15 protein-coding genes are annotated in these 21,906 nt (G+C 69.9%); 4 read left to right on the top strand and 11 right to left on the bottom strand.

Annotated elements, in window-relative coordinates:
• From AC3A6M_RS17875 to AC3A6M_RS17840, 8 genes are all read right to left on the bottom strand, one after another.
• Nucleotides 1-1,185 (bottom strand): YbdK family carboxylate-amine ligase, encoded by a 1,185-nt coding sequence (locus AC3A6M_RS17875; RefSeq protein ID WP_487854068.1) that lies wholly within the window; start codon nucleotides 1,183-1,185, stop codon nucleotides 1-3.
• Nucleotides 1,182-2,390 carry a cation:proton antiporter domain-containing protein gene (locus AC3A6M_RS17870; protein ID WP_487854067.1) on the bottom strand — a complete coding sequence of 403 codons (1,209 nt, stop codon included), beginning with the start codon at nucleotides 2,388-2,390 and terminating at the stop codon, nucleotides 1,182-1,184. Before AC3A6M_RS17870 ends, AC3A6M_RS17875 begins: the two co-directional genes overlap by 4 nt.
• Nucleotides 2,383-3,429 carry a hypothetical protein gene (locus AC3A6M_RS17865; protein WP_487854066.1) on the bottom strand — a complete coding sequence of 349 codons (1,047 nt, stop codon included), beginning with the start codon at nucleotides 3,427-3,429 and terminating at the stop codon, nucleotides 2,383-2,385. The genes AC3A6M_RS17870 and AC3A6M_RS17865 overlap by 8 nt, the downstream gene beginning before the upstream one ends.
• Nucleotides 3,430-3,632: 203 nt before the next feature.
• Nucleotides 3,633-5,828, bottom strand: a complete 2,196-nt coding sequence (locus tag AC3A6M_RS17860; protein WP_487854065.1) for a hypothetical protein — start codon at nucleotides 5,826-5,828, stop codon at nucleotides 3,633-3,635.
• A 143-nt stretch (nucleotides 5,829-5,971) separates the two neighbouring features.
• A complete protein-coding gene (locus tag AC3A6M_RS17855) occupies nucleotides 5,972-7,837 on the bottom strand; it encodes an AI-2E family transporter (protein ID WP_487854064.1) in 1,866 nt (621 codons plus the stop codon).
• An 86-nt stretch (nucleotides 7,838-7,923) separates the two neighbouring features.
• Nucleotides 7,924-9,435 (bottom strand): FAD-dependent oxidoreductase, encoded by a 1,512-nt coding sequence (locus tag AC3A6M_RS17850; protein ID WP_487854063.1) that lies wholly within the window; start codon nucleotides 9,433-9,435, stop codon nucleotides 7,924-7,926.
• 123 nt (nucleotides 9,436-9,558) lie between these two features.
• Complete coding sequence (locus AC3A6M_RS17845; protein ID WP_487854062.1) at nucleotides 9,559-10,233, bottom strand: haloacid dehalogenase type II; 675 nt, start codon at nucleotides 10,231-10,233, stop codon at nucleotides 9,559-9,561.
• Between the two features lie 75 nt (nucleotides 10,234-10,308).
• Nucleotides 10,309-10,935, bottom strand: coding sequence for a LysE family translocator (locus tag AC3A6M_RS17840; RefSeq protein WP_487854061.1), 627 nt, complete (start codon nucleotides 10,933-10,935; stop codon nucleotides 10,309-10,311).
• A 131-nt stretch (nucleotides 10,936-11,066) separates the two neighbouring features.
• Here AC3A6M_RS17840 and AC3A6M_RS17835 point away from each other — a divergent pair, with 131 nt between their 5' ends.
• The 4 genes from AC3A6M_RS17835 to cphA (AC3A6M_RS17820) all read left to right on the top strand — a co-directional run bounded on the left by AC3A6M_RS17835 (nucleotide 11,067) and on the right by cphA (AC3A6M_RS17820) (nucleotide 17,864).
• On the top strand, nucleotides 11,067-11,912 hold the full coding sequence (locus AC3A6M_RS17835) for a metallophosphoesterase (protein ID WP_487854060.1): 846 nt from the start codon (nucleotides 11,067-11,069) through the stop codon (nucleotides 11,910-11,912).
• Nucleotides 11,913-12,081: 169 nt separating this feature from the next.
• Entirely contained in the window at nucleotides 12,082-13,482 is a 1,401-nt protein-coding gene (gene bcaP, locus AC3A6M_RS17830; RefSeq protein WP_487854059.1) for a branched-chain amino acid transporter BcaP, read from the top strand.
• A gap of 199 nt (nucleotides 13,483-13,681) precedes the next feature.
• On the top strand, nucleotides 13,682-15,145 hold the full coding sequence (locus tag AC3A6M_RS17825; protein WP_487854058.1) for an iron-containing redox enzyme family protein: 1,464 nt from the start codon (nucleotides 13,682-13,684) through the stop codon (nucleotides 15,143-15,145).
• An 82-nt stretch (nucleotides 15,146-15,227) separates the two neighbouring features.
• A complete protein-coding gene (gene cphA / locus AC3A6M_RS17820; protein ID WP_487854057.1) occupies nucleotides 15,228-17,864 on the top strand; it encodes a cyanophycin synthetase in 2,637 nt (878 codons plus the stop codon).
• A gap of 16 nt (nucleotides 17,865-17,880) precedes the next feature.
• Here cphA (AC3A6M_RS17820) and AC3A6M_RS17815 read toward each other — a convergent pair whose 3' ends face one another.
• The 3 genes from AC3A6M_RS17815 to AC3A6M_RS17805 form a co-directional block, all read right to left on the bottom strand.
• Complete coding sequence (locus tag AC3A6M_RS17815) at nucleotides 17,881-18,237, bottom strand: MmcQ/YjbR family DNA-binding protein (RefSeq protein ID WP_487854056.1); 357 nt, start codon at nucleotides 18,235-18,237, stop codon at nucleotides 17,881-17,883.
• 145 nt (nucleotides 18,238-18,382) lie between these two features.
• The gene (gene cphA, locus AC3A6M_RS17810; RefSeq protein ID WP_487854055.1) at nucleotides 18,383-20,992 is read right to left on the bottom strand and encodes a cyanophycin synthetase; all 2,610 of its coding nucleotides are present in this window, start codon (nucleotides 20,990-20,992) and stop codon (nucleotides 18,383-18,385) included.
• On the bottom strand, nucleotides 20,989-21,906 hold the full coding sequence (locus AC3A6M_RS17805; protein ID WP_487854054.1) for a cyanophycinase: 918 nt from the start codon (nucleotides 21,904-21,906) through the stop codon (nucleotides 20,989-20,991). The genes cphA (AC3A6M_RS17810) and AC3A6M_RS17805 overlap by 4 nt, the downstream gene beginning before the upstream one ends.

Raw genomic sequence — 21,906 nt, 5'->3', positions numbered from 1 at the left:
TCAGGCGGCGTCCGGGCTGTCGAACAGTTCGCTGGCCATGCGCGCCAGGTCGTTCATGCCGCCGCCGGCTTCCAGGTGGGCGCGCAGCCAGCGCGCCTGGCCGCCGTCTTTCATCAACTGTTCGATGACCGCGCAGGCCTTGCCGAAGCCCGGGTCGCGCGAGCGCTTGCGCAGGCGCGCGAGGTCGGCATGGACCGCATCGAGGATCGGCATCGCGACCCCGGTCTCCGGATCGATCCAGCTGCCTTCGACGCCGTCGCGCGCCGCGTTGAAGCGGTTCCAGGTGTACAGCTCGCGGCTGGCGCTGGACGGCCAGCGGCCGGCCTGGTCGGCGAAGTCGAGGCACAGCTCGCGCGCGTAGCAGGCCAGCGCGGCGGCGTAGACCGGCTTCAGCGGCGTGTCCAGCACGCGCAGCTCGATCGTGCCGTACTCGGGTTTCGGCCGCACGTCCCAATAAAAGTCCTTGATGCTGTTGACGATGCCGTATTGCGCGAGCTGGTCGAAGTGGACGCGGAAGTCGTCCCAGGTGCGGATCTCGTAGGGTAGGATGCCGCTCATCGGGAACGCCCCGACCACGTTGCTGCGCGAGCTGCAGAAGCCCGACACCTCGCCCTGCCAGCACGGCGAATTGGCCGACAGTGCGATGAACAGCGGCGCGCGCTGGGTCAGCCAGGAGCACAGGCGCATCGCCTCGTCGGGCGAGCCGGCGCCGATGTGCACGTGCATGCCGAACACGGTGAACAGCTTGGCCAGGTAGCCGAACTTGCGCTCGGAGGCGAAGTAGCGTTCCTTCGGGTAGATGCGCTGCTCGGCCCACTTCTGGAACGGGTGGGCGCCGCCGCCGGAGATCGAGGCCCCGACCTCGAAGGCGGCGCGCTGCACCGTGCCGCGGATGTGCTCGAGCTGCTCGGCGGCTTCGTCGTAGGAGCTGAGGATCGAGGTCGCCACTTCCAGCATCGAGGTGGTGATCTCGGGCGTGTGCACCCAGGGTTTCTCGTGCCGGTCGAGCAGGGCCAGGATGTCCGGCGCGGCGGGGAACAGGTCGTAGGTGAGGCGGTCGAGCACCATCAGTTCGAGCTCGATGCCCATGGTGCCGAGGGTCGATTCCCGGAAGTCCGGCAGGAAGGCGGCGCCTTGCCCGGAAACGGCCAGCGCCTGCTGGTCGACGGATGCTTGATCGCTCATTGCGAACCTCCTCGGTAAGTTTCGCCGGCCAGGCGCAGGCCCAGCCAGGTCAGGCCCGGCGCCAGCAGCACGTTCAGGGCCAGCAGGGCGCTCATCAGCATGGTCGAATGCTGGTCCAGGCCGGTGTAGGCATTCAGGGTGTTGTCGACCACCAGGCCGCCGAAGCTGACCAGGGAGCACATCGACAGCGCCATCGCATGCTTCTTGCGCTCGCTCCACGCGGTGGCCGGCCACAAGGCCAGGCGGGTGGCGGCGATACGCGCCGCGAACACGGCGATGGCGGCCAGCACCACCCAGCCCTGCATCAGCTCATGGATGTCGACCACCGCGGCCGACATCAGGAACAGCAGCATGTAGCCGATGTCCTGGGCGGTCGCCAGCTGGGCCTGGAACACGTTGTCGCGCTTTTCCGCGTTGCGCAGCAGGACCCCCATCAGCAGCAGCGACAGCAGCGCGCTCGATGCCGTCACCGAGCACAGGCCGAGGTCGATCAGCAGGGCCGCCAGCAGCACGCCGGGACGCATGGTGGCCGGGATCTTGCACAGGCGCGTGGCGAGCGCATAGGCGCCGTAGGAAAACACGGCGAACAGGGCGCCCAGCAGCAGCTTGCCGCCCTGGCGGACCATTTCCGCGCCAAAGGTGCCGGCCGCATCGGCGCCGTGGCTGCGGGTCCAGGCCAGCGTCACGCCCAGCGCCAGCAGGGCCACCAGGTTGCTGATCCCGACCATGTTGGCGGTGGCGAAGGTGCTGGTACCGCTGGCGTTTTCGTCCGCCACCATCGAGGCCAGGATGACCGGGTTCACCGCGATCAGGATCGAGCCGATGAAGATCGCTGCGCCCCACGGCAGGCCGAAGGCGGCCAGCACCAGGGTGGCGGCGGCGCCGCGGGTGAGCGTGGCCAGCAGCAGGCTCTTGCCCTGGCGCCCGCTGCGCAGGAGCCAGGCCAGGTCCATCTTGCGGCCGACATCGAACAGCACCAGCGCGGCGGCGCCGTTCAGCAGTTCCTGGAACTGGGTCAGCAGCGGACGGTCGATCAGGCCGGCGCCGCTGGCGCCCAGCAGCAGTCCGGCGATCACGGCGCCGTACAGTTTCGGGACCTGGAAACGCTGCAGGGTGAAACCGAGCACCAGCGCCAGCATCAGGCCGGCGCCCAGCAGGGCCAGTGGCGACAGCAGCAGGAGCGGCGTCGACAGTTCGTCATTCATGGCGCGCCTCCCAGGCATGGGCGAGCGTCTTCAGCTCGCGTTCGACCAGGGCCGCGCGCCGGGCCGTGACTTCCTCGGCACGCGGGCCGCGCGGCGGCGCGTCGGTGCCGATCCGGGCCCGCACCATGCCGCCGTTGTCGCGCAGCGGGATCCAGAGCTGCCCCTGGATCGCCGCACCTTCGCGCCACACCGCGTAGAACTTGGCGCCGCTGCGGGTGCCCGGCACGGCCGGTTCCAGCAGGGCGAAAGGCTGCAGCCACTCGGCGGTCGGGAAGCGGCGCGCCAGCTGCACCTGCATCGCGGTGCGCTGCTCCAGGCGCGCATCGTCGCGCGAATACGGCAGGTGCAGCTGGCCCTGGCCGATCCCGGCCGTGCGCATCACCAGGCAGGTCTTGTCGGAGACCCAGCGCCAGGTCTCGCCTTCGAGGATGCGCGGCTTGCCGTTCGAACCGGCCAGCCATGCCTCCAGCAGCGGGGACGGGCGCGGCGCCGTATTGCCGGCGTTGACCGCCTGCGCCGTCTCGGCGACCTTGCTCCAGTGCCCGGCCTGCCAGGCGCGGGTGTCGGCCTTTTCGGACGGACGCCAGCGCCAGGCGACCGCCGACCAGCTGCCGTCGCCGGCCTGCCAGACCGCGACGGCCTGTTGCAGCGCATCGGTGCCGGCGACCCGGGCCTGGCCGGTCCAGTCCTTGTTCCAGGGTGGCGCGCCGGTCTGCACGCTGGCCATCAGGCGGTGCCAGGCGATCGCCGCCGGCGGCAGGCAGGTGCCGGCGGGTGCGGGTATGTTCTTCCAGTACAGCATTTCCAGGCGCTGGCTCCAGGCGCACTGGCGCAGCGCTGGCTGGCCCATGCCGGCGTAGGCTGGATCGAGCGGTGCGGCGCAGGCGCCGGGATGGGTGCCGGTAAGGGCGTCGAAATCGGCCAGCGTGGGCGGCGCGTCTTTCCTGGCGTCCTTGCGTGCGGCCGCCTGGCTTGCCGGCGCGGCAAGCGCGAGCAGGGCCAGGGCGGCGAGCGAGTGTGGAAGGAATCTGAGTGGCATCATATTGACGAGCGGGCAAGTGGAACGGACCGGCGCGATCGGCGCCAGGCAGCGGACGGCGCGGGCCGTGATCAACCGCGCAAAGGGCAGGCGGTATTGAACTGGAGCGAGCGTAACACTTGACGCACCTCAACGAGGCGCATCGTGCCTCAAGTGTACGCTAAAACACCTTATTTGGACAAATGTAGTTGCAATTGGTGTATTTATTGCAAAGTGGAAGTGCCCAGCACCGTCTTGCGGAGCCGCTCCCAGTTGGCGAGGAAGGCGTCGACTTCGGCCGCCTCGCTTTGCTTGCGCTGGAGCATCCCGGCCATGGCGCGCGTGGTGCCGCCGTTCAGGAACCAGCTCAGCGGCGGCTGGCGTCCCTCGGCCGTCCACGGGTAGCGCAGTTCGATCACGCGGCCGGCGCCGCAGCCGCCCAGCAGGCGCGTGGTTTCCTCCTCGGCGGCCTGGGCGCGCGCGTTGCGGGTCTGGTAGAGGGCGTAGAAGGGCAGCGACAGTTCCGGCACCGGCGGCACCACCTTGTCGCCGGGACGCGGGCGCGGCTCCCAGGGCCAGCGCAGCCCGACCGTCAATGGGCGCGGCGCCGGGCCGACCGCGGCGTCGGCCAGCTGGGCGCGGGTCGGGCAGATCCATTGCGACTGCGACGCCGGCTCGTTCTCGATCACCAGCACCACCAGCTGCCCGGGCCGGACCACACCGGTTTTCAGGATCTCGGGGATCATCGCGTTGAGGGTGGCCGCGCCGGAGTTCTCGAAGTAGCCGCCATCGACCAGGTAATCCCAGCGCTCGCCGCCCGTGGTCAACACCAGCCCGGCCGGGCTGATGTAGGGGAAGCGGGCGCTGTTGTGGACCGCCTGGGCCAAGGTGAGGCGGCTGGTGTCGAGCGGCGCCTCGCCCGGCGCCTGGCCGAACAGGTCGTAGGCCTGGGGCAGCCTGAAGGCCAGCCGGGACTGCACCACGCGCCGGCCCTCGCTGGCGGAGGTGGCGTTGAAGAGCAGGCGCGGCAGGCCGGCCGCCTCCGGGCCGGGGGCCAGCAGCGGGCGCCTGAACCAGTCGTGCGCCGGCGACAGGGGGAAGCGCTGGTCCCAGCCGCGCTCCCAGGCGCCTTCCAGCGCCAGCGAACGGTCGCAGGAAGGACAGGGAACGGGCCAGAAGCGCGCCAGCAGGTCGGGGTAGAGCAGGGCGCCGACCAGCGGCGCCAGGTAGTCCTGGCCGAGGAAGGCGCCGACCTCGGCGGCGGTGCGTTCGTAGTCCGGGTCGCGCACCGCCAGCGCGCCGGCGAAGGCGGCCAGGCCCAGGCTGCCGCCGGAGACCCCGCTCATCGCATAGATGTTGGGCGCGAAGCGCTTGCCCTGGCGGCGCGCCTGGCGCTCCAGTTCGAGCAGCAGGGTGCCGGCCCAGAACGCCGCGCGCGACGCCCCGCCGGCCGCCGCCACCAGGTAGACCGGTTCGCCGCCGTGCGCGCCGCGCGCCTGCTGCCAGGCCCTGAAATCCTGTTCCAGCGTGGGCCGCGCGACGGCGAGCGGCGGGCCGCCGTTGCGGGCCACGACATGGTTTTCGTTCGAGATCGAGGCCAGCAGGGCGGCGAACAGCGGCAGCAGGGCCAGCGAGGGCCAGCCGGCGCTTTTCGGCAGGTAGACCAGCACGATGCTGCCGAACACGGTCCAGGAACCGAAGGCGAACAGCAGCAGTGCCGGGGCGCCCAGGGCCCGCGCGGCGGCCTCCTGGCCGAACCGGACCGCCGCCAGCACCATGCCGGATACGGCGAACATCAGCAGCACCGCGGCGATGCTGGCGCGCGGCGTGCGGCGCGAGCGCGCCCACGCCTGCGGCGCCACCGCCTGCCGTCCGAGCCAGCGGTTGACCAGGCGCCGGCGCAGCACCGCCAGCACCAGGAAGGCGCCGCTGTACAGGGCCGGCGCCAGCCAGGCCCCGGGCGGCGCGCCGGGCAGGGCGAACCAGAGCGTGATCGGCACGCAGGACAGCAGGCCCAGCGCGCGCGGCAGCCAGGTGTTGGTGGCGGCGGCGAAGCCATGGTGCACGCACTGGCCGACGTTGTCGACGGCGAAGCGCCTGGCCAGCAGCAGCCGTGCGCAGTACCAGGCGGTCAGCGACCAGTAGGCCAGGGCGGCGATGAAGATCCAGTAGCCGGGGTTGGCCCACAGGCTGTCACGGGCCTCGCCGAAGTTGCGGAAGGCGCCCAGCGCTTCGCGCGCCTGCGGCACGCCGAGCAGGATCGCGTTGCCGGCGGCCACCGTCAGCACCGGATAGAACAGCAGCAGCAGGGTGCGGCGCAGGAAGGTGAAGCGGGTGAGCCGGCTGGATGGGCGCGGGATCGGCGGCGTGCGCGTTCCGCCTTCGATGGCGCGCTCCTCGACCCCGGTCCGTTCCGGCATGCCCGCTCCCTGTTTTCATCCACGCCCTGCGATCATAAGGGCAAGCCGGGCGCTGCGGAGCAGGCCGCGTGCAATGCCTTGGCTGCGGATCAAGCCGCCGCTGCGTTGCTGACGGCCGGAAACGCGGTGCGCCGCCGCCTTCCTCAGGGACGCGGCGCGCGCTCCGGGTCGACGAAGGCCAGCGCTTCCTCGAAGGAACGCAGCACCATGTCGACCTGGTTTTCCACCAGCGCCGGCTCCGGCACCGGATCGACCAGCGGCAGGCGGATCGTCACCAGCATCGCTTCCGGCAGGCCGGCGCGCAGCCTGGCGACGGTGCTCATCCACTGGTCGAGCATGGCTTCGACCGGATAGTTGATGAACACGGTCGAGACCAGGTCGGCCTTGTCCGGGCCCGGATTCTCGCTCTCGCCGATGACCGAGAAGCTGCGCGCGTCCACGCCGGCTTCGCGCAGGGCGCGCACCAGCAGTTCGCTGAGCAGGTCGTCGCGCATCGTGGCGAGCCCCACGCACAGCACCACCGAATGGGCCGGCACGTCGAGCGCGCCCTGCCAGCGGCCCAGGCGCGCCTCGCGCATCTGGCGCAGGTGGGCGCCGACGTTGGCGTCGAGCAGGGAGACGTCGCGCCGGCGCCGGTGCCGGGGCTCGCCGCCCGATTCCGGCGTCAGGGTCACGGCGACGTCGGCGATGGCGTTGCGCACGCGCTCTTCCTGGTTCTTGGCCATCATCCCCGCCCGCGTGTCGGCGGCGGCCATCACGATGCCGGGCAGCAGGATGTGGTCGCAGTAGCGCGCGAAGCTGGAGCGCTCCAGGAAGGCATGGGCGTCGTGGATGATGGCGGCGATGTCGCCGGCCAGGATGCGCTGGTAGAAGCGCTGGGCGCCGGTCACCGCGGGGGCGTCGCCGAGCAGGATCGCGACCGGCTCCAGGGTCCGCACGTGGCGGCCGGCCACCACCAGGCACAGGGTCAGCGGGGTCGACAGCAGCAGCCCGACCGGGCCCCACATCGCGCCCCAGAACAGGGCCGAGATGATCACCGCCAGCGGCGACAGGCCGGAACTCTGGCCGTACACCTTGGGCTCGACGATGTTCGCCACCAGCAGTTCGAGCGCGACGAACAGCACCATGCAGGACAGGGCCAGGGTCCAGCCCGGATCGATGGCGGCGACGAACAGGGCGATGACGGCGCCGGCCGCCATGATGCCGAGGTAGGGCACGAAGCGCAGCAGGCCGCTGAGCGCGCCCCACAGCACCGCGTGCGGCACGCTGGCCGCCCACAGCACGACGCCAATCAGGGCGCCGAAGGTGGCGTTGACGACGAATTGCGAGAAGAAGAAGCGCGACACGCCCTGGGCCGCGTCGGCCAGCGCCTGGATCGTGCGGCTGGTCTCGGTTTGTCCGCCGAGCCGGATCAGGCGGTCGCGCAGCGATTCATGTTCCAGCGACATGAAGATCAGCAGCACCAGCACCAGGCCGGCCTCGCCGATCGGGCCCCAGGCCAGCGCGAACAGGCGCGTCAGCGCGGCGGTGGTGGTCAGGCGCGGCGCGCGGATCTCGACCGGGATCGGCTGGCTCGGGCTGATGGTGATCGTGGTCATGCCGCGCTTGCCGGTGGCCGGCGCGCTGCCGGCCGGCGCCACCGCGCTCAGTTCGGCCTCGATGCGCGCGAACGGCCGCTCGGCGATCTCGCGCACGGTCGCGACCTTGGTGCGCATCGCGGCCCGGTATTTCGGCAGGTCGCCGGTGACGGCCACCAGCTGGAACGCCAGCACGATGCCGACCCCGACCAGGCAGGTGGTGGCCAGCAGCACCGACAGCAGGGTGGCCGGCAGCTGCGGCAGGCCGGCGCGGCGCATGCTGCGGATCAGCGGCGCGATCACCAGGCTGAGGATCGAGGCGAGGGCGATCGGCTCGAGGACGTCGCGGCCGACGTAAAGCAGGCCGAGCCCGCAGGTGACGGTGACCAGCGTGCCGGCATTCAGGTGCTTGAACAGGGGAAGATCGCGCATTCGCGTGCTGCGGGCGGGATAGCTGCCTATCCCGTGAAAACGTAAAACCAGCAATGTATCGCAAAAACGTGAATACGATCAATTTTTCAGCTTTCCTGGCCAAGCCTGGCGGCTTGCAGCGGCGCCAGCGCCGGACCTTCCAGCACCTGCCCGTCCGGGGCGAAGCGGCTGCCGTGGCATTCGCAGTCCCAGCTGGTTTCGGCGCCGTTCCACTTGATCGCGCAGCCCATGTGCGAACATTTCCCGGCCACCGCCTGCAACTGGCCGTCCTGGGCGCGGAATACCGCCACCGGCTGGCCGTCGATCTCGATCCTGCGGCCCTGGCAGGGCGGCAGGTCGGCCAGCTGGCGCAGCTGTTCCGCATCCAGCGCCGGCGCCTCGTCCGGCTGGGCGGGGCCGCTGCGCTCGTGCTCGAAACCCTTCGGCCGCCTGGCCTGGTCGAGGCGGTCGACCGCATACAGGTCGCGCCAGGGCGTGCCGCGCCCGAGGATCTCGTCGGCCAGCATCATCCCGGCCAGGGTGCCGTAGGTCAGGCCGTCGCCCGAGAAGCCGGTCGCGATATAGGTGTTCTCCGCATCGACATTGCGGCCGATGTAGGGCAGCTTGTCCTTGGCGCGGTAGCGCTGCGCCGACCAGCGGTATTCGACCGGCCCGATCGGGAAGTGGTCGCGCGCGAAGGCCTCCAGTTTCTGGAAGCGCTCCGGCCCGACTTCCTTCTCGCCCAGCGAATGGGCGCTGCCCACCACCACCAGCCAGGTGCGGCCATGTTCGGTGTAGCTCCGCACCGACCAGCGGTCCTGGCCGATGCACCAGTACACGCCGGGCTGGGGAACCGCGTCGTGCAGGGGAGCGGCGATCCCGTACTCGCGCACGACCTCGAGCTGCGACTGCACCAGGTGGATGCCGATGGGCGTATGGGTGGCGATCACGACCTGCTGGCACTGGACCTTGCCGCGGGTGGTGTGGACCACGGCCGGCGCGTCCTCGATCGCGGTGACGCGGGTGTTTTCGAAGATCAGGCAATTCTCGCTGCCGATGCTCTGGGCCAGCTGGCGCACGTAGGCCAGCGGCTGGAACTGGGCCTGGTCCTCGACCACCAGGGTCTTCAGGGCGGCGTCGAGGGGCAGCGGGGCGTCGTCGCGCAGGTCGGCGTGCAGGCGCGCGCGCATCGCCGCCAGGGCTTCCTTCTCGACCTCGCCGACGCGCTCCGCATCGAGGGCGATCAGGTGCCAGGGCAGGCGCTGGAAGCCGCATTCGAGGTTCAGGCGCGCCACGGTGGCCTCGATCAGGTCGACCGCGGCGGAACGCGACTCCACCACGCGGCGCATGACTTCCAGGCCGTGCCGCTCTTCGAGGGTGTGCAGGCCCAGGTCGACGGTGGCGTACAGGTTGCCGGTCGAGTTGCCGGTGCTGGCGTCGCCGGCCTTGTGGGCGTCGAGGACGGCGACCCGCTTGCCGGCCTGGACCAGCAGCATGGCCGCGGTCAGCCCGGTGATGCCGGCGCCGACGATGGCGACGTCGACGTGCAGGTCGGTTTGCAGGGTCGGCAGGCAGGCGGTCTTGGCCGCCGTGCCTTTCCAGAGCGAAGAGGTGTCCATGGGCGCGGGCCTTTCATTGATTGTTCGGCTCGATGATCCCAAGATCCGGCTTGCGGCGGCGCAGCGTTGACTGATGTAAAGACAGGTGGCGCGGCGCGCCGGGCGGAAGGCGCGAACCCGGGTTCAGGCGCCCAGCCGGTCCGCCAGCGCCGACAGGTCCCGCACCGTCAGGTCCGGCTCCCCGGCCAGCGGGAAGGGCCGCTGGCGCCCGCGACAGACGAAGGCCGTGCGCAGCCCGGCCCAGCCGGCGCCGGCGGTGTCCCAGCCATGCGCCGCCACCAGCATCGCCTGCCCGGGCGCGACCCGCATCCGCGCCACTGCGCCCAGATACACGCCGGGATGCGGCTTGTAGACGCCGAAGTCCTGCACGCTGAACTGGGCGTCGAACAGCGGCGCCAGGCCGGCGTGCGCCAGCTGGGCGCGCAGGCCGGCCGTGGTCGAATTCGACAGCGCGGCCAGTTTCAGGCCCCGCGCGCGCAGGCGCGCCAGCGCGGGCGCGACGTCCGGATGCGCGGGCAGGCGCGTGATCGGCGCGATCGCCAGCTGCGCCTGGCGCGGCGACAGGGCGATCCCGCGCCCTTCGGCCAGCATGCGCAGCGTCGCGGCGCCGACTTCGGGGAAGGGGGCGAAGCGGCCGGCCAGGCTCATCGCCGTCGCATGGTGCAGCATGGTGGTGAACCACAGCTCGGCGCCGCCGGGCAGGATGCGTTCGATGCTGGCGCGCAGCGGCGACAGGTCGAGCAGGGTTTCATTGATGTCGAACAGCAGCAGGGCGGGGCGGTCCGGGGTCGGGGGCATGTCGGCGTCTCCATGGAGTGGGATGCCATCATCGCGCGAACCCGCCGGGCCGGGCGCACGGCCGCGCCGGCCGCCTCAGCGCGCCACGATCAGGCGCAGCCCCAGCGCGATGAAGATGGCGCCGGCGATGCGGTCCATCCACAGGCCGGCGCGCGGGCGGCGGTTCAGCCAGGCGCCGACCGCGCCGGAAAAGAAGCCGAGCAGGCCGAACAGGATGGCCGCCTGGGCGGTGAAGGCCAGGCCGAGCAGGCCGGTCTGCAGGTTGGCGTCGCCGCGCTGGGCCACCACGAACTGCGGCAGGAAGGACAGGAAGAACAGCGCCACCTTGGGATTGATGGCGTTGGCGACCACGCCGCGCAGGAACAGCGTGCGCGCCGATTCCGTGACGGCCTCGGCGCGGCTGGCGGCGGCCCCGCCGGTGCTGCGGATGGCCTTGAAGCCCATCCAGGCCAGGTACAGGCCGCCGCACACTTTCAGGGTCGTGAACGCCAGCGGCGAGGCCGCGATCAGGGCGCTTACGCCGATCACCGCCAGCACCGTATGGCTGAGGCAGCCGAGTGCGCAGCCGAGGCCGAAGGCCATGCCGCGCGCCCGTCCCTTGGCCATGCCGATCCCCAGCACCATCATGTTGTCGGGGCCGGGGGACAGGGTCAGCAGGATGGCGGCGGCCAGGAACGCGAGCAATTGTTCAGGTGTCAGCATGGGCGCAATCTTACACTTCGTTGATTTAGAGCACTAGTGCCGCCGCCAACCCTGCGCCGGTCGGAAGCGGTGCTGGTGTACAGTGGCAATTTTGCAACATTTGCTCCCATTTGCTGTATAGTCCGCGCCCTATGAAACCAAGCAAGCGTCACCGGCCGATCCGCCATGCCACCGAGCGGGTATTGAACACCCTGCTGATGAATGGCTGGCTGGCCGGCCTGAGCTACCGGCTGGGCGGCCACGGCACGCTGGGCGTGAGCCGCCACGAGGTCGTGCTGGAGCCGGAACGGCGGCTGCCGCGTCCGCTGACCATCGCCTTCGCCTCGGATTTCCACGCCGGCCCGACCACCCATCCGGCCCTGTTCGACGCCCTGCTGGAGCAGCTGGCGCGCGAACGTCCCGACGTGCTGCTGCTGGGCGGCGACTATATTTCCTTCGACGCCGCCAACATCCGCGCGCTGCAGGGCTTCCTGCGGGCCGCGCGGGCGCCGCTCGGCACCTATGCCGTGCTGGGCAACCACGATGTCTGGAACGGCAGCGCCGAAATCGCCGCGGCGCTGGCCGACAGCGGGGCCGAGGTGCTGGTCAACCGCAACGTCGCGCTGCCGGCGCCGTTCGGGGCGGTCAGCATCTGCGGGATCGACGACCCCTGGACCGGCGCGCCCTCGGCCGGCGCCACTTTCCGCGATGCCGGGGCGGTGCGGATCTACCTGATGCATTCGCCGGACGGGCTGTGGTGCCTGGACGGCCAGCGCTTCGACCTCGGCTTTGCCGGCCACACCCACGGCGGCCAGGTGGTGCGCAGCAACGGCGCGCCGCTCAAGCGGCCCAGCGGTCCGTATTCGCGCGATTACTGGCACGGCCGCTTCGAGATCGACGGCAACGGTCCCCTGTTCGTCAGCCGCGGCATCGGCTGCGCCGGCATCCCCCTGCGCGTGCGGGCCGATCCCGAGCTGGTCATCTGTACGCTGCGGTAAAAAATTCTCCCTGTTTTGCGCTTGAAATTTGGGTAATAATGGCGTGCCGCTTATGCTGCCGTCCGGAATCCCTTTTACACGAAGGGAAATGCCGGGCTTACCACGCCCGCAGAGGAGACATCCAATATAACAGGGCCTGGGGACTATCTACTATCGATTGGAGAACGCAGTGAGTCTTTTTAGAACCAAGAATCTCGACACCATGGTCGCCTCCGCCGGCAAGCCCGGCGGGCTGAAAAAGGTGCTCGGGCCCTTCGACCTGATCCTGATGGGCATCGGGGCCATCGTCGGCACCGGTATCTTCGTCCTGACCGGCACCGGCGCGCTGACCGCCGGCCCGGCCCTGACGCTGTCGTTCATCGTTGCCGCCATCGCCTGCGGCTTCGCCGCCATGTGCTATGCCGAGTTCGCGTCCACCGTGCCGATCGCCGGCTCGATCTATACCTACAGCTATGCCGTGCTGGGCGAGCTGGTGGCCTGGATGATCGGCTGGGACTTGCTGCTCGAGTATGGTCTTGCGACGTCGACCGTGGCGGTCGGCTGGTCCGGCTATTTCCAGTCGCTGCTGCACGGCGTCGGCATCGACCTGCCGGCAGCCCTGACCGCGGCGCCGGGCGCGCGCCCCGGCGTGGAAACGGTCATGAACCTGCCGGCGCTGCTGATCATGCTGTTCCTGACCTGGATGCTGTCGCTGGGCGTGCGCGAATCGGCGCGCGTCAACAACATCATGGTGGTCATCAAGATTTCGGTGGTGCTGCTGTTCATCCTGTTCGGCTTCAGCCATGTGAACACTGACAACTGGGCCCCGTACGCACCGTTCGGCGCATCCGGCATCATGAGCGCCGCCGCGCTGGTGTTCTTCGCCTTCATCGGCTTCGACGCCGTGACCTCGGCCGCGGAAGAAGTCAAGAATCCGAAGCGCGACCTGCCGATCGGCATCATCGGTTCGCTGGCGATCTGCACCATCCTGTACGTGATCGTGTCGGCCATCATGACCGGCATCGTGCCGTTCAAGCTGTTCGAAGGCGTCGACCACCCGGTCTCGCTGGCCCTGCAGCACGCCGGCGTCAACTGGCTGGCCCGCTGGACCGACCTCGGCGCGATTCTCGGCATGACCACCGTGATGCTGGTGATGGCCTACGGCCAGACCCGCATCCTGTACGCCATGTCGCGCGATGGCCTGCTGCCGGCCAAGCTGTCGACCGTGCATGCGAAATACGGCACGCCTTACTTCGCCACCTGGCTGGTCGGGATAGTGTTCGGCGTGATCGCCGCGTTCGTGCCGCTGAACGTGCTGGCCGAACTGGTCAACATCGGTACCCTGGCGGCCTTCTGCCTGGTCTCGGTCGCCGTGATCGTGCTGCGCAAGAAGCGTCCGGACCTGAAGCGCGCCTTCCGCTGCCCGGGCGTGCCGGTCGTGCCGATGATCGCCGTGGTGTTCTGCCTGGCCCTGATGAGCTTCCTGAGCGCCATCACCTGGATCGCCTTCCTGATCTGGCTGGCGATCGGCCTGCTGGTCTACTTCGGCTACGCGCGCAGCCGTTCGCTGCTGCACGGCGTGACCCAGTAATCCCCATCCTTCCTGGCGGCCGCCTGCGCCGCCAGCCCGTTTCGGGGCGCCCCGGCACTGTCCGGCGCGCCCCGATGCCTTTCCAGAAAACATTCCATTTTTGTAAGCCCTGTCCGACAGTCAGGGAAGCCGCGAACCGATTTCGTGCGCCAGGACGAGTACGCATAATCTTGGTAGAACATTTACCAAAAGATTGATGATGACTACTCTGTTTGCCGTCGATGCGCCCGACGTCCGTACCGCGCCTGCCGCGCGTGCTGGCCAGGCCGCCCGAAGCGCGAAAGCACTCTATTTCTCCCTGCTCGACCATCCCCAGGACGCTGGAACGGCCGCGCGCGAGTTCCTGCTGGCCCAGATCGAAGCGGCGCGCCAGGAACCCTGCGACCTGCCGGAGGCCGTGTGGCAGCTGCCGGCCTGGATCCAGGGCCGCGCCGAGGCGGTCGGCATCGCCTACCGCGAATACCTGGCCGCGCGCAAGAACGGCGCCGCGCGCCGCTATTTCGGCAGCAAGGCGCACGCGCTGTACTTCCTGAAGGGCGTGGCCCCGACCAAGCTGGTCGACGGCGCCTGGCTGTACGGCACCCTGCCGCGCTGGGAGAACCCGGATTTCCATCCGCTGATCAAGACCTACCTCGAAGAGCTGGGCGACGGCGTGCCGGACAAGAACCACGTGACCCTGTACCGCCGGCTGCTGGCCGCGCACGGCTGCGAGCACTGGGAAAACCTGCCCGAGGACCACTTCGTGCAGGGCGCGATCCAGCTGGCGCTGGCGTATCACGCCGACCAGTTCCTGCCCGAGGTGGTCGGCTACAACCTCGGCTACGAGCAGCTGCCGCTGCACCTGCTGATCACGTCCTACGAACTGAACGAACTGGGCATCGACCCGTATTACTTCACCCTCCACGTCACGGTCGACAATGCCGGCAGCGGCCACGCGCACAAGGCGGTGCAGGCGCTGCGCAACCTGATGGCGCAGTCGGCCGACCCGGCCGCCTTCTTCCGCCGCGTGCTGGACGGCTACCGCCTGAACGAGCTTGGCGCCTGCACCACGTCCGTGATCGCCGCGTTCGACCTGGAGGCGGAACTGGTCGAGATCTTCACGGCCAAGGCTGCGGTCGGCCGCAACATGCATTCGGATTACTGCCGCGTCGCCGGCCGCTCGATCAACGACTGGCTGGGCGAACCGAAGCAGATTCCGGACTTCCTGGCGGCGCTGGAGAGCGCGGGCTGGATCAAGCGCGGCGAAGATGTCGAGAACAGCCGCTTCTGGCGCCTGATCCAGGGCGAGCGCGCCGAGATGTTCGGGGTGTTCTCCAGCTACGAGCAGCAGGTGCTGCGCGACTGGATCGCGACTCCGCGCGAGGCAGGCGCCAGTTCGCGCACCACGCGCGTGCTGAGCCACCGGGCGCGCCAGCGCACCCTCGAGACGCTGAACCAGCACGCGGGACGCGGCGGCCACGCCGAGCGCGGCCTGATCCGCCGCCATGCGCCCGGCGCGCTGGCCGGCGACAGCGAATTGCGCGAGCTGGAAGAAAAGGTCGCGGCGAGCGCCGGCAAGCCGGAAGCGATGGCGATGCTGGCGCGCCTGATGTCGCCGTCGGTGCACCATACGGCGATCGGGCTGATGGCGACCAGGATGTATTCGCAACTGCTCGACGCCTGAGCGGCGGCAGCGCAGCAAGCTTCAGCGGCGCGGGCAGGGCGATCCCTGTTCCGCGCCGTTTTTCACGATCAAGGACCCATACGTGCAAATTCTCGAACAACGATTCCTGCGTGGCCCGAACATTCACGCGGATACCCCCTGCCTGCTGTCCGTGCTCGACCTGGGCGACCTGTACGGCGTCTCGACCCGCGAACTCCCGCAGTTCAGCGAAGCCCTCCTGGCGCTGCTGCCGTCGCTGGCCGACTACCTGGTGCCGTCCGGCCAGCCCGGCGGCTTCGCCCAGCGCCTGCGCGAAGGCACCTACCTCGCGCGCGTGGTCGAACACGTGACCCTGGGCCTGCAATGCCTGGCCGGCGCCCCGGCCAGTTTCGGCCGCACCCGCCCGGTGACCGGCACCCCCGGCCAGTACCGCATCGTGTGCGCCTACCAGATCGAGAAGGTGGCGCAGCCGGCGTTCCAGCTGGCGGTGGAGATCGTCGATGCGCTGGCGCATGGCGGCCGCTTCGACGATCTGCCGGCGCGCCTGGAAGAGCTGCGCGAGCTGGCCGACCACTACGCGATCGGCACCTCTACCGCCGCGGTGCTGGCGGCGGCCCACGAGCGCGGGATCCCGGTCCAGCGCATCACCGAGGACGCCAACCTGTTCCAGCTCGGCTGGGGCGTGAAGCAGAAGCGCATCCAGGCCACCATCACCGGAGAGACCAGCAATATCGCGGTGCGGATCGCCAGCGACAAGCAGCTCACCAAGCAGCTGCTGCTGGAAGCGGGCGTGCCGGTACCGGAAGGCGAGACCGTCACCACCATCGAGGACGCCCTGCGGGTGGCGCGCAGGCTGGCGGTGCCGGTCACGCTCAAGCCGCTCGACGGCAACCAGGGCAAGGGCGTGACGGTCGATTGCCGCACCCCGGAAGAAGTCGAGCAGGCCTACGCCTTCGCCCGCAAGCACGGGCGCCGGATCATCGTCGAGCGCAGCATCCAGGGCCGCGACTACCGCGTGTTCGTGGCTGCCGGCCGGGTCGCCGCGGCGTCCTGCCGCCGCCCGGCCCACGTGGTCGGCGACGGCCGCCATACCATCGCCGAGCTGGTCGCGATCGAGAACCGCAACCCGGCGCGCGGGGCGGGCCACACCAACATCCTGACCCAGATCGCGCTCGACGCCCACGCCGAGGACATCCTGCGCAGGCAGGGCTATGCGCCGGATTCGGTCCCGGCCGAGGGCGTGCCGGTCGAACTGCGCGGCAATGCCAACCTGTCCACCGGCGGCACCGCCGAGGACGTGACCGACCTGCTGCCCGAATCGACGCGGCAGATCTGCGTGCGCGCCGCCGGCAAGATCGGCCTGGACGTGGCCGGCATCGACATCGTCTGCCGCGACATCAACGTGCCGCTGGCGGCCCAGGGCGGCGCCGTGATCGAAGTGAATGCCGCGCCGGGCATCCGCATGCACCAGTACCCGAGCAGCGGCGCGCCGCGCGACGCCGGCGACGCCATCGTCGAAGGCCTGATGGGCAACTCGGACGGGCGCATCCCGATCATCGCCTGCACCGGCACCAACGGCAAGACCACCACCACGCTGCTGATCGCGCACACCACGCGCCTGGCCGGCCGCGTGACCGGCGCCACCACCACCCATGGCGTCTACATCGACGGCAAGCAGATCACGAAGGGCGACTGCACCGGCTACTGGTCGGCGCGCACCGTGCTGGCCGCGCCGGAAGTCGAGATCGCGGTGCTGGAGACGGCGCGCGGCGGCATCCTCAAGCGCGGCCTGGCCTTCGACCACTGCGACGTCGGCATCGTGCTGAACGTCTCGCCCGACCACCTGGGGCTGGACGGCATCGACACCATCGAGGACCTGGCCCAGGTCAAGGCCGTGGTGCCGCTGTCGGCCACCCGCGCGGCGGTGCTGAACGCCGAGGATCCGCTGTGCGTGGCGATGGCGCGCCGCGTGCGCCCGGACGTCGAACTGGTCTACTTCTCGATGGAAGCCGACAACCCGGTCCTGCTGCGCCACCTGGAAGAGGGCGGCCGCGCGGCCTACCTGCAGGACAATGCGATCGTCCTCGCCGACGGCAACGTGCACCAGCAGCTGCTGCGGGTGGAGAGCATGCCGATCTCGATGGGCGGCCGGGCGCGCTACAACATCGCCAACGGCCTCGCCGCCGCGGCCGGCCTGATGGCGGCCGGCTTTTCCAACCTGCAGATCGCGACCGGACTCTCCACTTTCGTCAGCGACGGCAAGACCAACCCGCTGCGCACCAATGTGTTCGAGGTGCGCGGCGTGACCGTCATCGTCGACTACGCCCACAACCCGGCCGCCTATGCGGCGCTGGCCGAGATGGCGCGCGCGCTGCTGCCGGGCCAGCTGGTCGGCATCGTCACCGCACCGGGCGACCGGCGCGACGCCGACCTGCTGGAAGTCGGCCGCGTTTGCGCCGCCCGCTTCGACGAACTGGTGGTGTACGAATCTTCCAGCCGCGGGCGCGCGTATGGCGGCGCGGTGGACCTGATCCTGCAGGGCGCCGAAGAGGTGGTCGGCAAGACCGATACCCTGCACCGCGAGCTGGACGTGGGCGAGGCGATCCGCCTGGGACTGTCGCTGTGCGGGCGCGGGGATGTGCTGGTGTTTGCCTGCGGCTCGTCGCTGGAAGTGTTCGTGGAGGCGGTCCGGCTGATGGATCCGGAGAGTGCGGCGAAGATTGCCGCGCAGGCGGGGTGACCCGGCGGGGCTTCCGCTACGCCGCGCCTGCGGCAATCTCGCGCTGCAGCTTCCTGGTCAGCCTGGCGAACACCAGCTCGTAGGACCGGCGCAGCAACTGCGCCGCTTCCTCGTCCGACAGATCCGCGTCCTGGCTGACATGCACCCACCTGGCGCGTGCCAGGTAGGGGGCCGGAACGATCCCGGGACGATCGGTGAGTTCCAAAAAGCGCTCGTCGTCCACCTTGAAGCTCATGCCCTCGGCGGGCGTGGCGGCGCCCGTCACCGCGAACATTTTTTCGCCGACCGAAAATACCATGTCGGCGCCCCATTTGATGTCCTCGGTACAGCCCGCGAAACTGCGGCACAGCACCTTGGCGGCTTCGAAATCCATCGCCCGCTCTCCCTGTCCTGTCAAACAAGCGCCAATGGTAGCGCGGCGGCAGGCTGCGTGGCAAAAAAACAGCGTGCCCGTCGCACGCTGCCTTTGTCATAACGTTTCAAAAAATGACATTTTATGAAATTTTATTTCATGCGTGTCAAGCCGCCTCGGTCTCGATCCGCTTCGCCACTTCCGGCGACTGCGGCCGGATCGCCTCCAGCAGCTCGCTGATATCCGAACCGCAGCCGAACACCAGCACGTCACCCTTGTCGCAGCGCGCCAGGCCGGCGCGGATCGCCTGGTGCACGTCCAGTTCGACCTGCAGGTGGTCTTCCTCGAACCTGGCCAGGCGGATGCCTTCGACGAGTTTCGACGCCACCGTACCGGCGGCCCGGCCGCGGTTCTCGGTCTCGTAGACCACCAGTTCGTCGAAGCCGGCGGCGCAGGTCGTGCCGATGTCGACCAGGTCGGCGTCGCGGCGGTCGCCCGGCGCGGCCACCACGCCGACCAGGCGGCCCGGCGTCATCGCGCGCGCGGTCTCGGCCAGGGCGGCGTAGGCGGCACTGTTGTGGGCGTAGTCCACGATCACGGTCACGCCGTCGACGTCGAACAGGTTCGAGCGCAGCGGATTGCTCTTCCAGTCGGAGACGAAGCTGCGCAGGCCGTCCGCGATTTCCGGATTGCCGAAGCCGCTGGCCGCCAGGGCGGCGGCGGCGGCCAGGCTGTTGGCGATGTTGTAGCGCGCCGCGCCCTTCAGCGTCACCGGCATGGCGCGCACATCGGCGAGCGCTTCGTGGCGCGCCCCGTTGGCCAGCACGATCGTATTGTCTTCGAGGTAGACGGCGCGGCCGCCGTTCTCGAGATGGCGCAGCAGGACCGGATTGTCGGCGTCCAGCGAGAAGTACAGCACCTCGACGCCGGCGGCCAATCCGGACGCCATCGCCACGCAGTGGTCGTCCTCGGCGTTCAGCACCACCGCGCGCGCGGCGCGCTGCGCAACCACCGCCTTCACTTTCGCCAGTTCCTCGACCGAGTCGACGCCGTCCAGGCCGAGGTGGTCGGCGGACACGTTCAGCACCACCGCCACGTCGCAGCGGTCGTAGGCCAGGCCGCGCTTGAGGATGCCGCCGCGCGCCGTCTCCAGCACCGCGAAGTCGACGTCCGGCGAGGTCAGCACGCTGCGCGCCGAGCGGTAGCCGGTGCAGTCGCCTTTCGCGGTCTGCTGGCCGTCGATGAACACGCCCTCGGTGGTGGTGACGCCGGTGCGCAGGCCGGCCATGCGGGCGGCGTGGGCGATCAGCAGCGTGGTCGTGGTCTTGCCGTTGGTGCCGGTCACGCCGATCAGCGGGATGCGGCCGTCGTCCTCGCCGAACAGGGCGTCGACGATGGCGGCGCCGGCGTCGCGCGGGGTGCCGCGGCTCGGATACTGGTGCATGCGGATCCCCGGCGCCGCGTTGACCTCGATGATGCCGCCGCGCTGTTCGCGCAGCGGCCGGGCGATGTCCTGGCACACGATGTCGATGCCGGCCACGTCCAGGCCGATGGTGCGGGCGGCGCGGATGCAGATGTCGCGGGTCTCTTCCGGCAGCAGGTCGGTCACGTCCTCGGCGGTGCCGCCGGTGGACAGGTTCGCGTTGCCGCGCAGTTCGACGCACACGCCTTCGGCCGGCACCTCGTCCAGCGTGGTGCCCTGTTGCGCCAGCACCTGCAGCGCCAGTTCGTCGAGCGGGATCTTGGTGAGGATGTTGGTGTGGCCCTCGCCGCGCGCCGGGTTCGCATTTTCGATCTCGACCAGTTCACGGATGGTGTGGACGCCGTCCCCGGTCACATGCGGCGGGCGGCGCCAGGACGCGGCGGCGATCCTGCGGCCGGTGACCAGCACGCGGTAGTCGCGCCCGCGCAGGAAGTCCTCGACGATCACCTGGCGCCCGTACTTGCGCGCGAACTCGAAGGCGCGCTCGACTTCCTCGGGCGTCGAGCACGCGGTGGTCACTCCCTTGCCCTGGTTGGCGTCGAGGGGCTTGATGGTGACCGCGCCGCCGTTCGACGTCAGGCGGCGCGCCACGCGCTGCGCCTGGGCCAGCGTGGTGACGGTCTCGCCGGACGGGACCGGGCAGCCGGCCTGGTCGAGCAGGGTCTTGGTCAGCTGCTTGTCGCTGGCGATGCCGACCGCGATGTTGTTGGTGGCGCCGGTGATGGTCGCCTGCAGGCGCTTCTGCTTGCTGCCCCAGCCGAGCTGGAACAGGTTCGCTTCGTCGGTCAGGCGCAGGCTCGGGATGCCGCGCTTGTGGGCGGCGGCGATGACCGCGCCGGTGCTGGTGCCGATCGCGTGGCGCCGGGCGGTGTCGCGCAGCTCCTCGAGGGCGGCATCGAGATCGAAGGCTTGATGGGCGAGCAGGGCGCCGATCAGGTCGCGCGCCGTGCGCAGGGCCGCGCCGGCCACCTGTTCGAGCGCGTAGCCGCAGACCACGCGCAGCCGTTCCGGGCTGGCCGGATCGACGATGGTCTGGCTGAAGGCGCCGGGCGCGCCGGCCAGGCGCTGCAGTTCCATGGTGACGGCTTCCAGCGCTTCGGCCGGCGAGGCGCAGTCGGACAGGCGGGCCGCGGCTTCGGGCGGCATGCCGGGCAGCCGGGCCAGCAGGCGCGCGCCGAGGCCCGCGAGGTGTTCGGCAGGGTTGTCCCGGGCGGTGTCGGCAACGGCCAGCAGGCAGGGCGTGGCGGCGTACAGGTTGGGGCCGCGCAGGAAGCGTTGTTCGATGATTCTCATGAGAGCGGATTCCGTTTCGTTACATTTTCCAGAAATTCGAGCAGCGATTGCGGGATGCGGGGATCCTCGCCGTTGGGGTCTTGCTGCGGCAGGCGGTACTTGCTGCCGGCCGGGAGCAGGTGCAGGCGCACGTCGATCAGTTCGGGGGTCGCGCGGTCGGAGATCTCGGCGATGTTGGTGCTCATGTGGCGGCCGTCGACGATGGTGACGGCGCCTTCGCCCAGCACCTCGATGCCGACCCCGCGCTCGATCACCAGCGCGGTGTCTTCGTCGATGCCGATCCCCTGCAGATACGGGTTCTGCGCGACCACCGACAGCAGGCGCGAGAGGCGCTGGCGCTCCGAGAAATGCTGGTCGACGACGACCCGGTGCAGGAAGCCGAGGCCGGCGCCGAGGCTGACCGAGCCCTTTTCAGGGTGCAGCTCGGCGCGGCCCTGGGCCAGCATGTGGCCCGACATGGCGGACGCGCCCGCGCTGGTGCCGCCGATGCAGGCGCCGCGCAGCTTGAGGGCGGCGTGCATCTCGCTGTCCAGCAGGGTGCCGCCGATGATGGCCAGCAGGCGCTTCTGGTCGCCGCCGGTCATGAAGATGCCGGTGGCGTCGCGCACATCCTTGATATGTTCCGCGTCGTTGGCGCACTGGCGGCTCTGCAGGTGCAGGTGCACGCGGTTGTTCACGCCGAGCTCGCCAAAGGCCTTGTCATAGATCTCCCACATCTCGTCCGCGACCGAGCTGGCGGCCGAGATCACGACGATCTTCGCGTCCTTGCCGCCGGAGAGTTCGACGAAGCGGCTGAGGATCTCCATCTCGTGCTTGCGGTCTTCGTGTCCGCCGATGATGACCAGGTGGCCGTGGCTTTCGCGCAGCTGGCGCTCCTGCTGTCGTTGTTGTTCCGGTAGTTCTCGTGGGGTCAT

Source organism: Telluria sp. Soil_C_11, from assembly GCF_057657395.1.
This window is presented reverse-complemented; position numbering and strand designations above follow the sequence as displayed.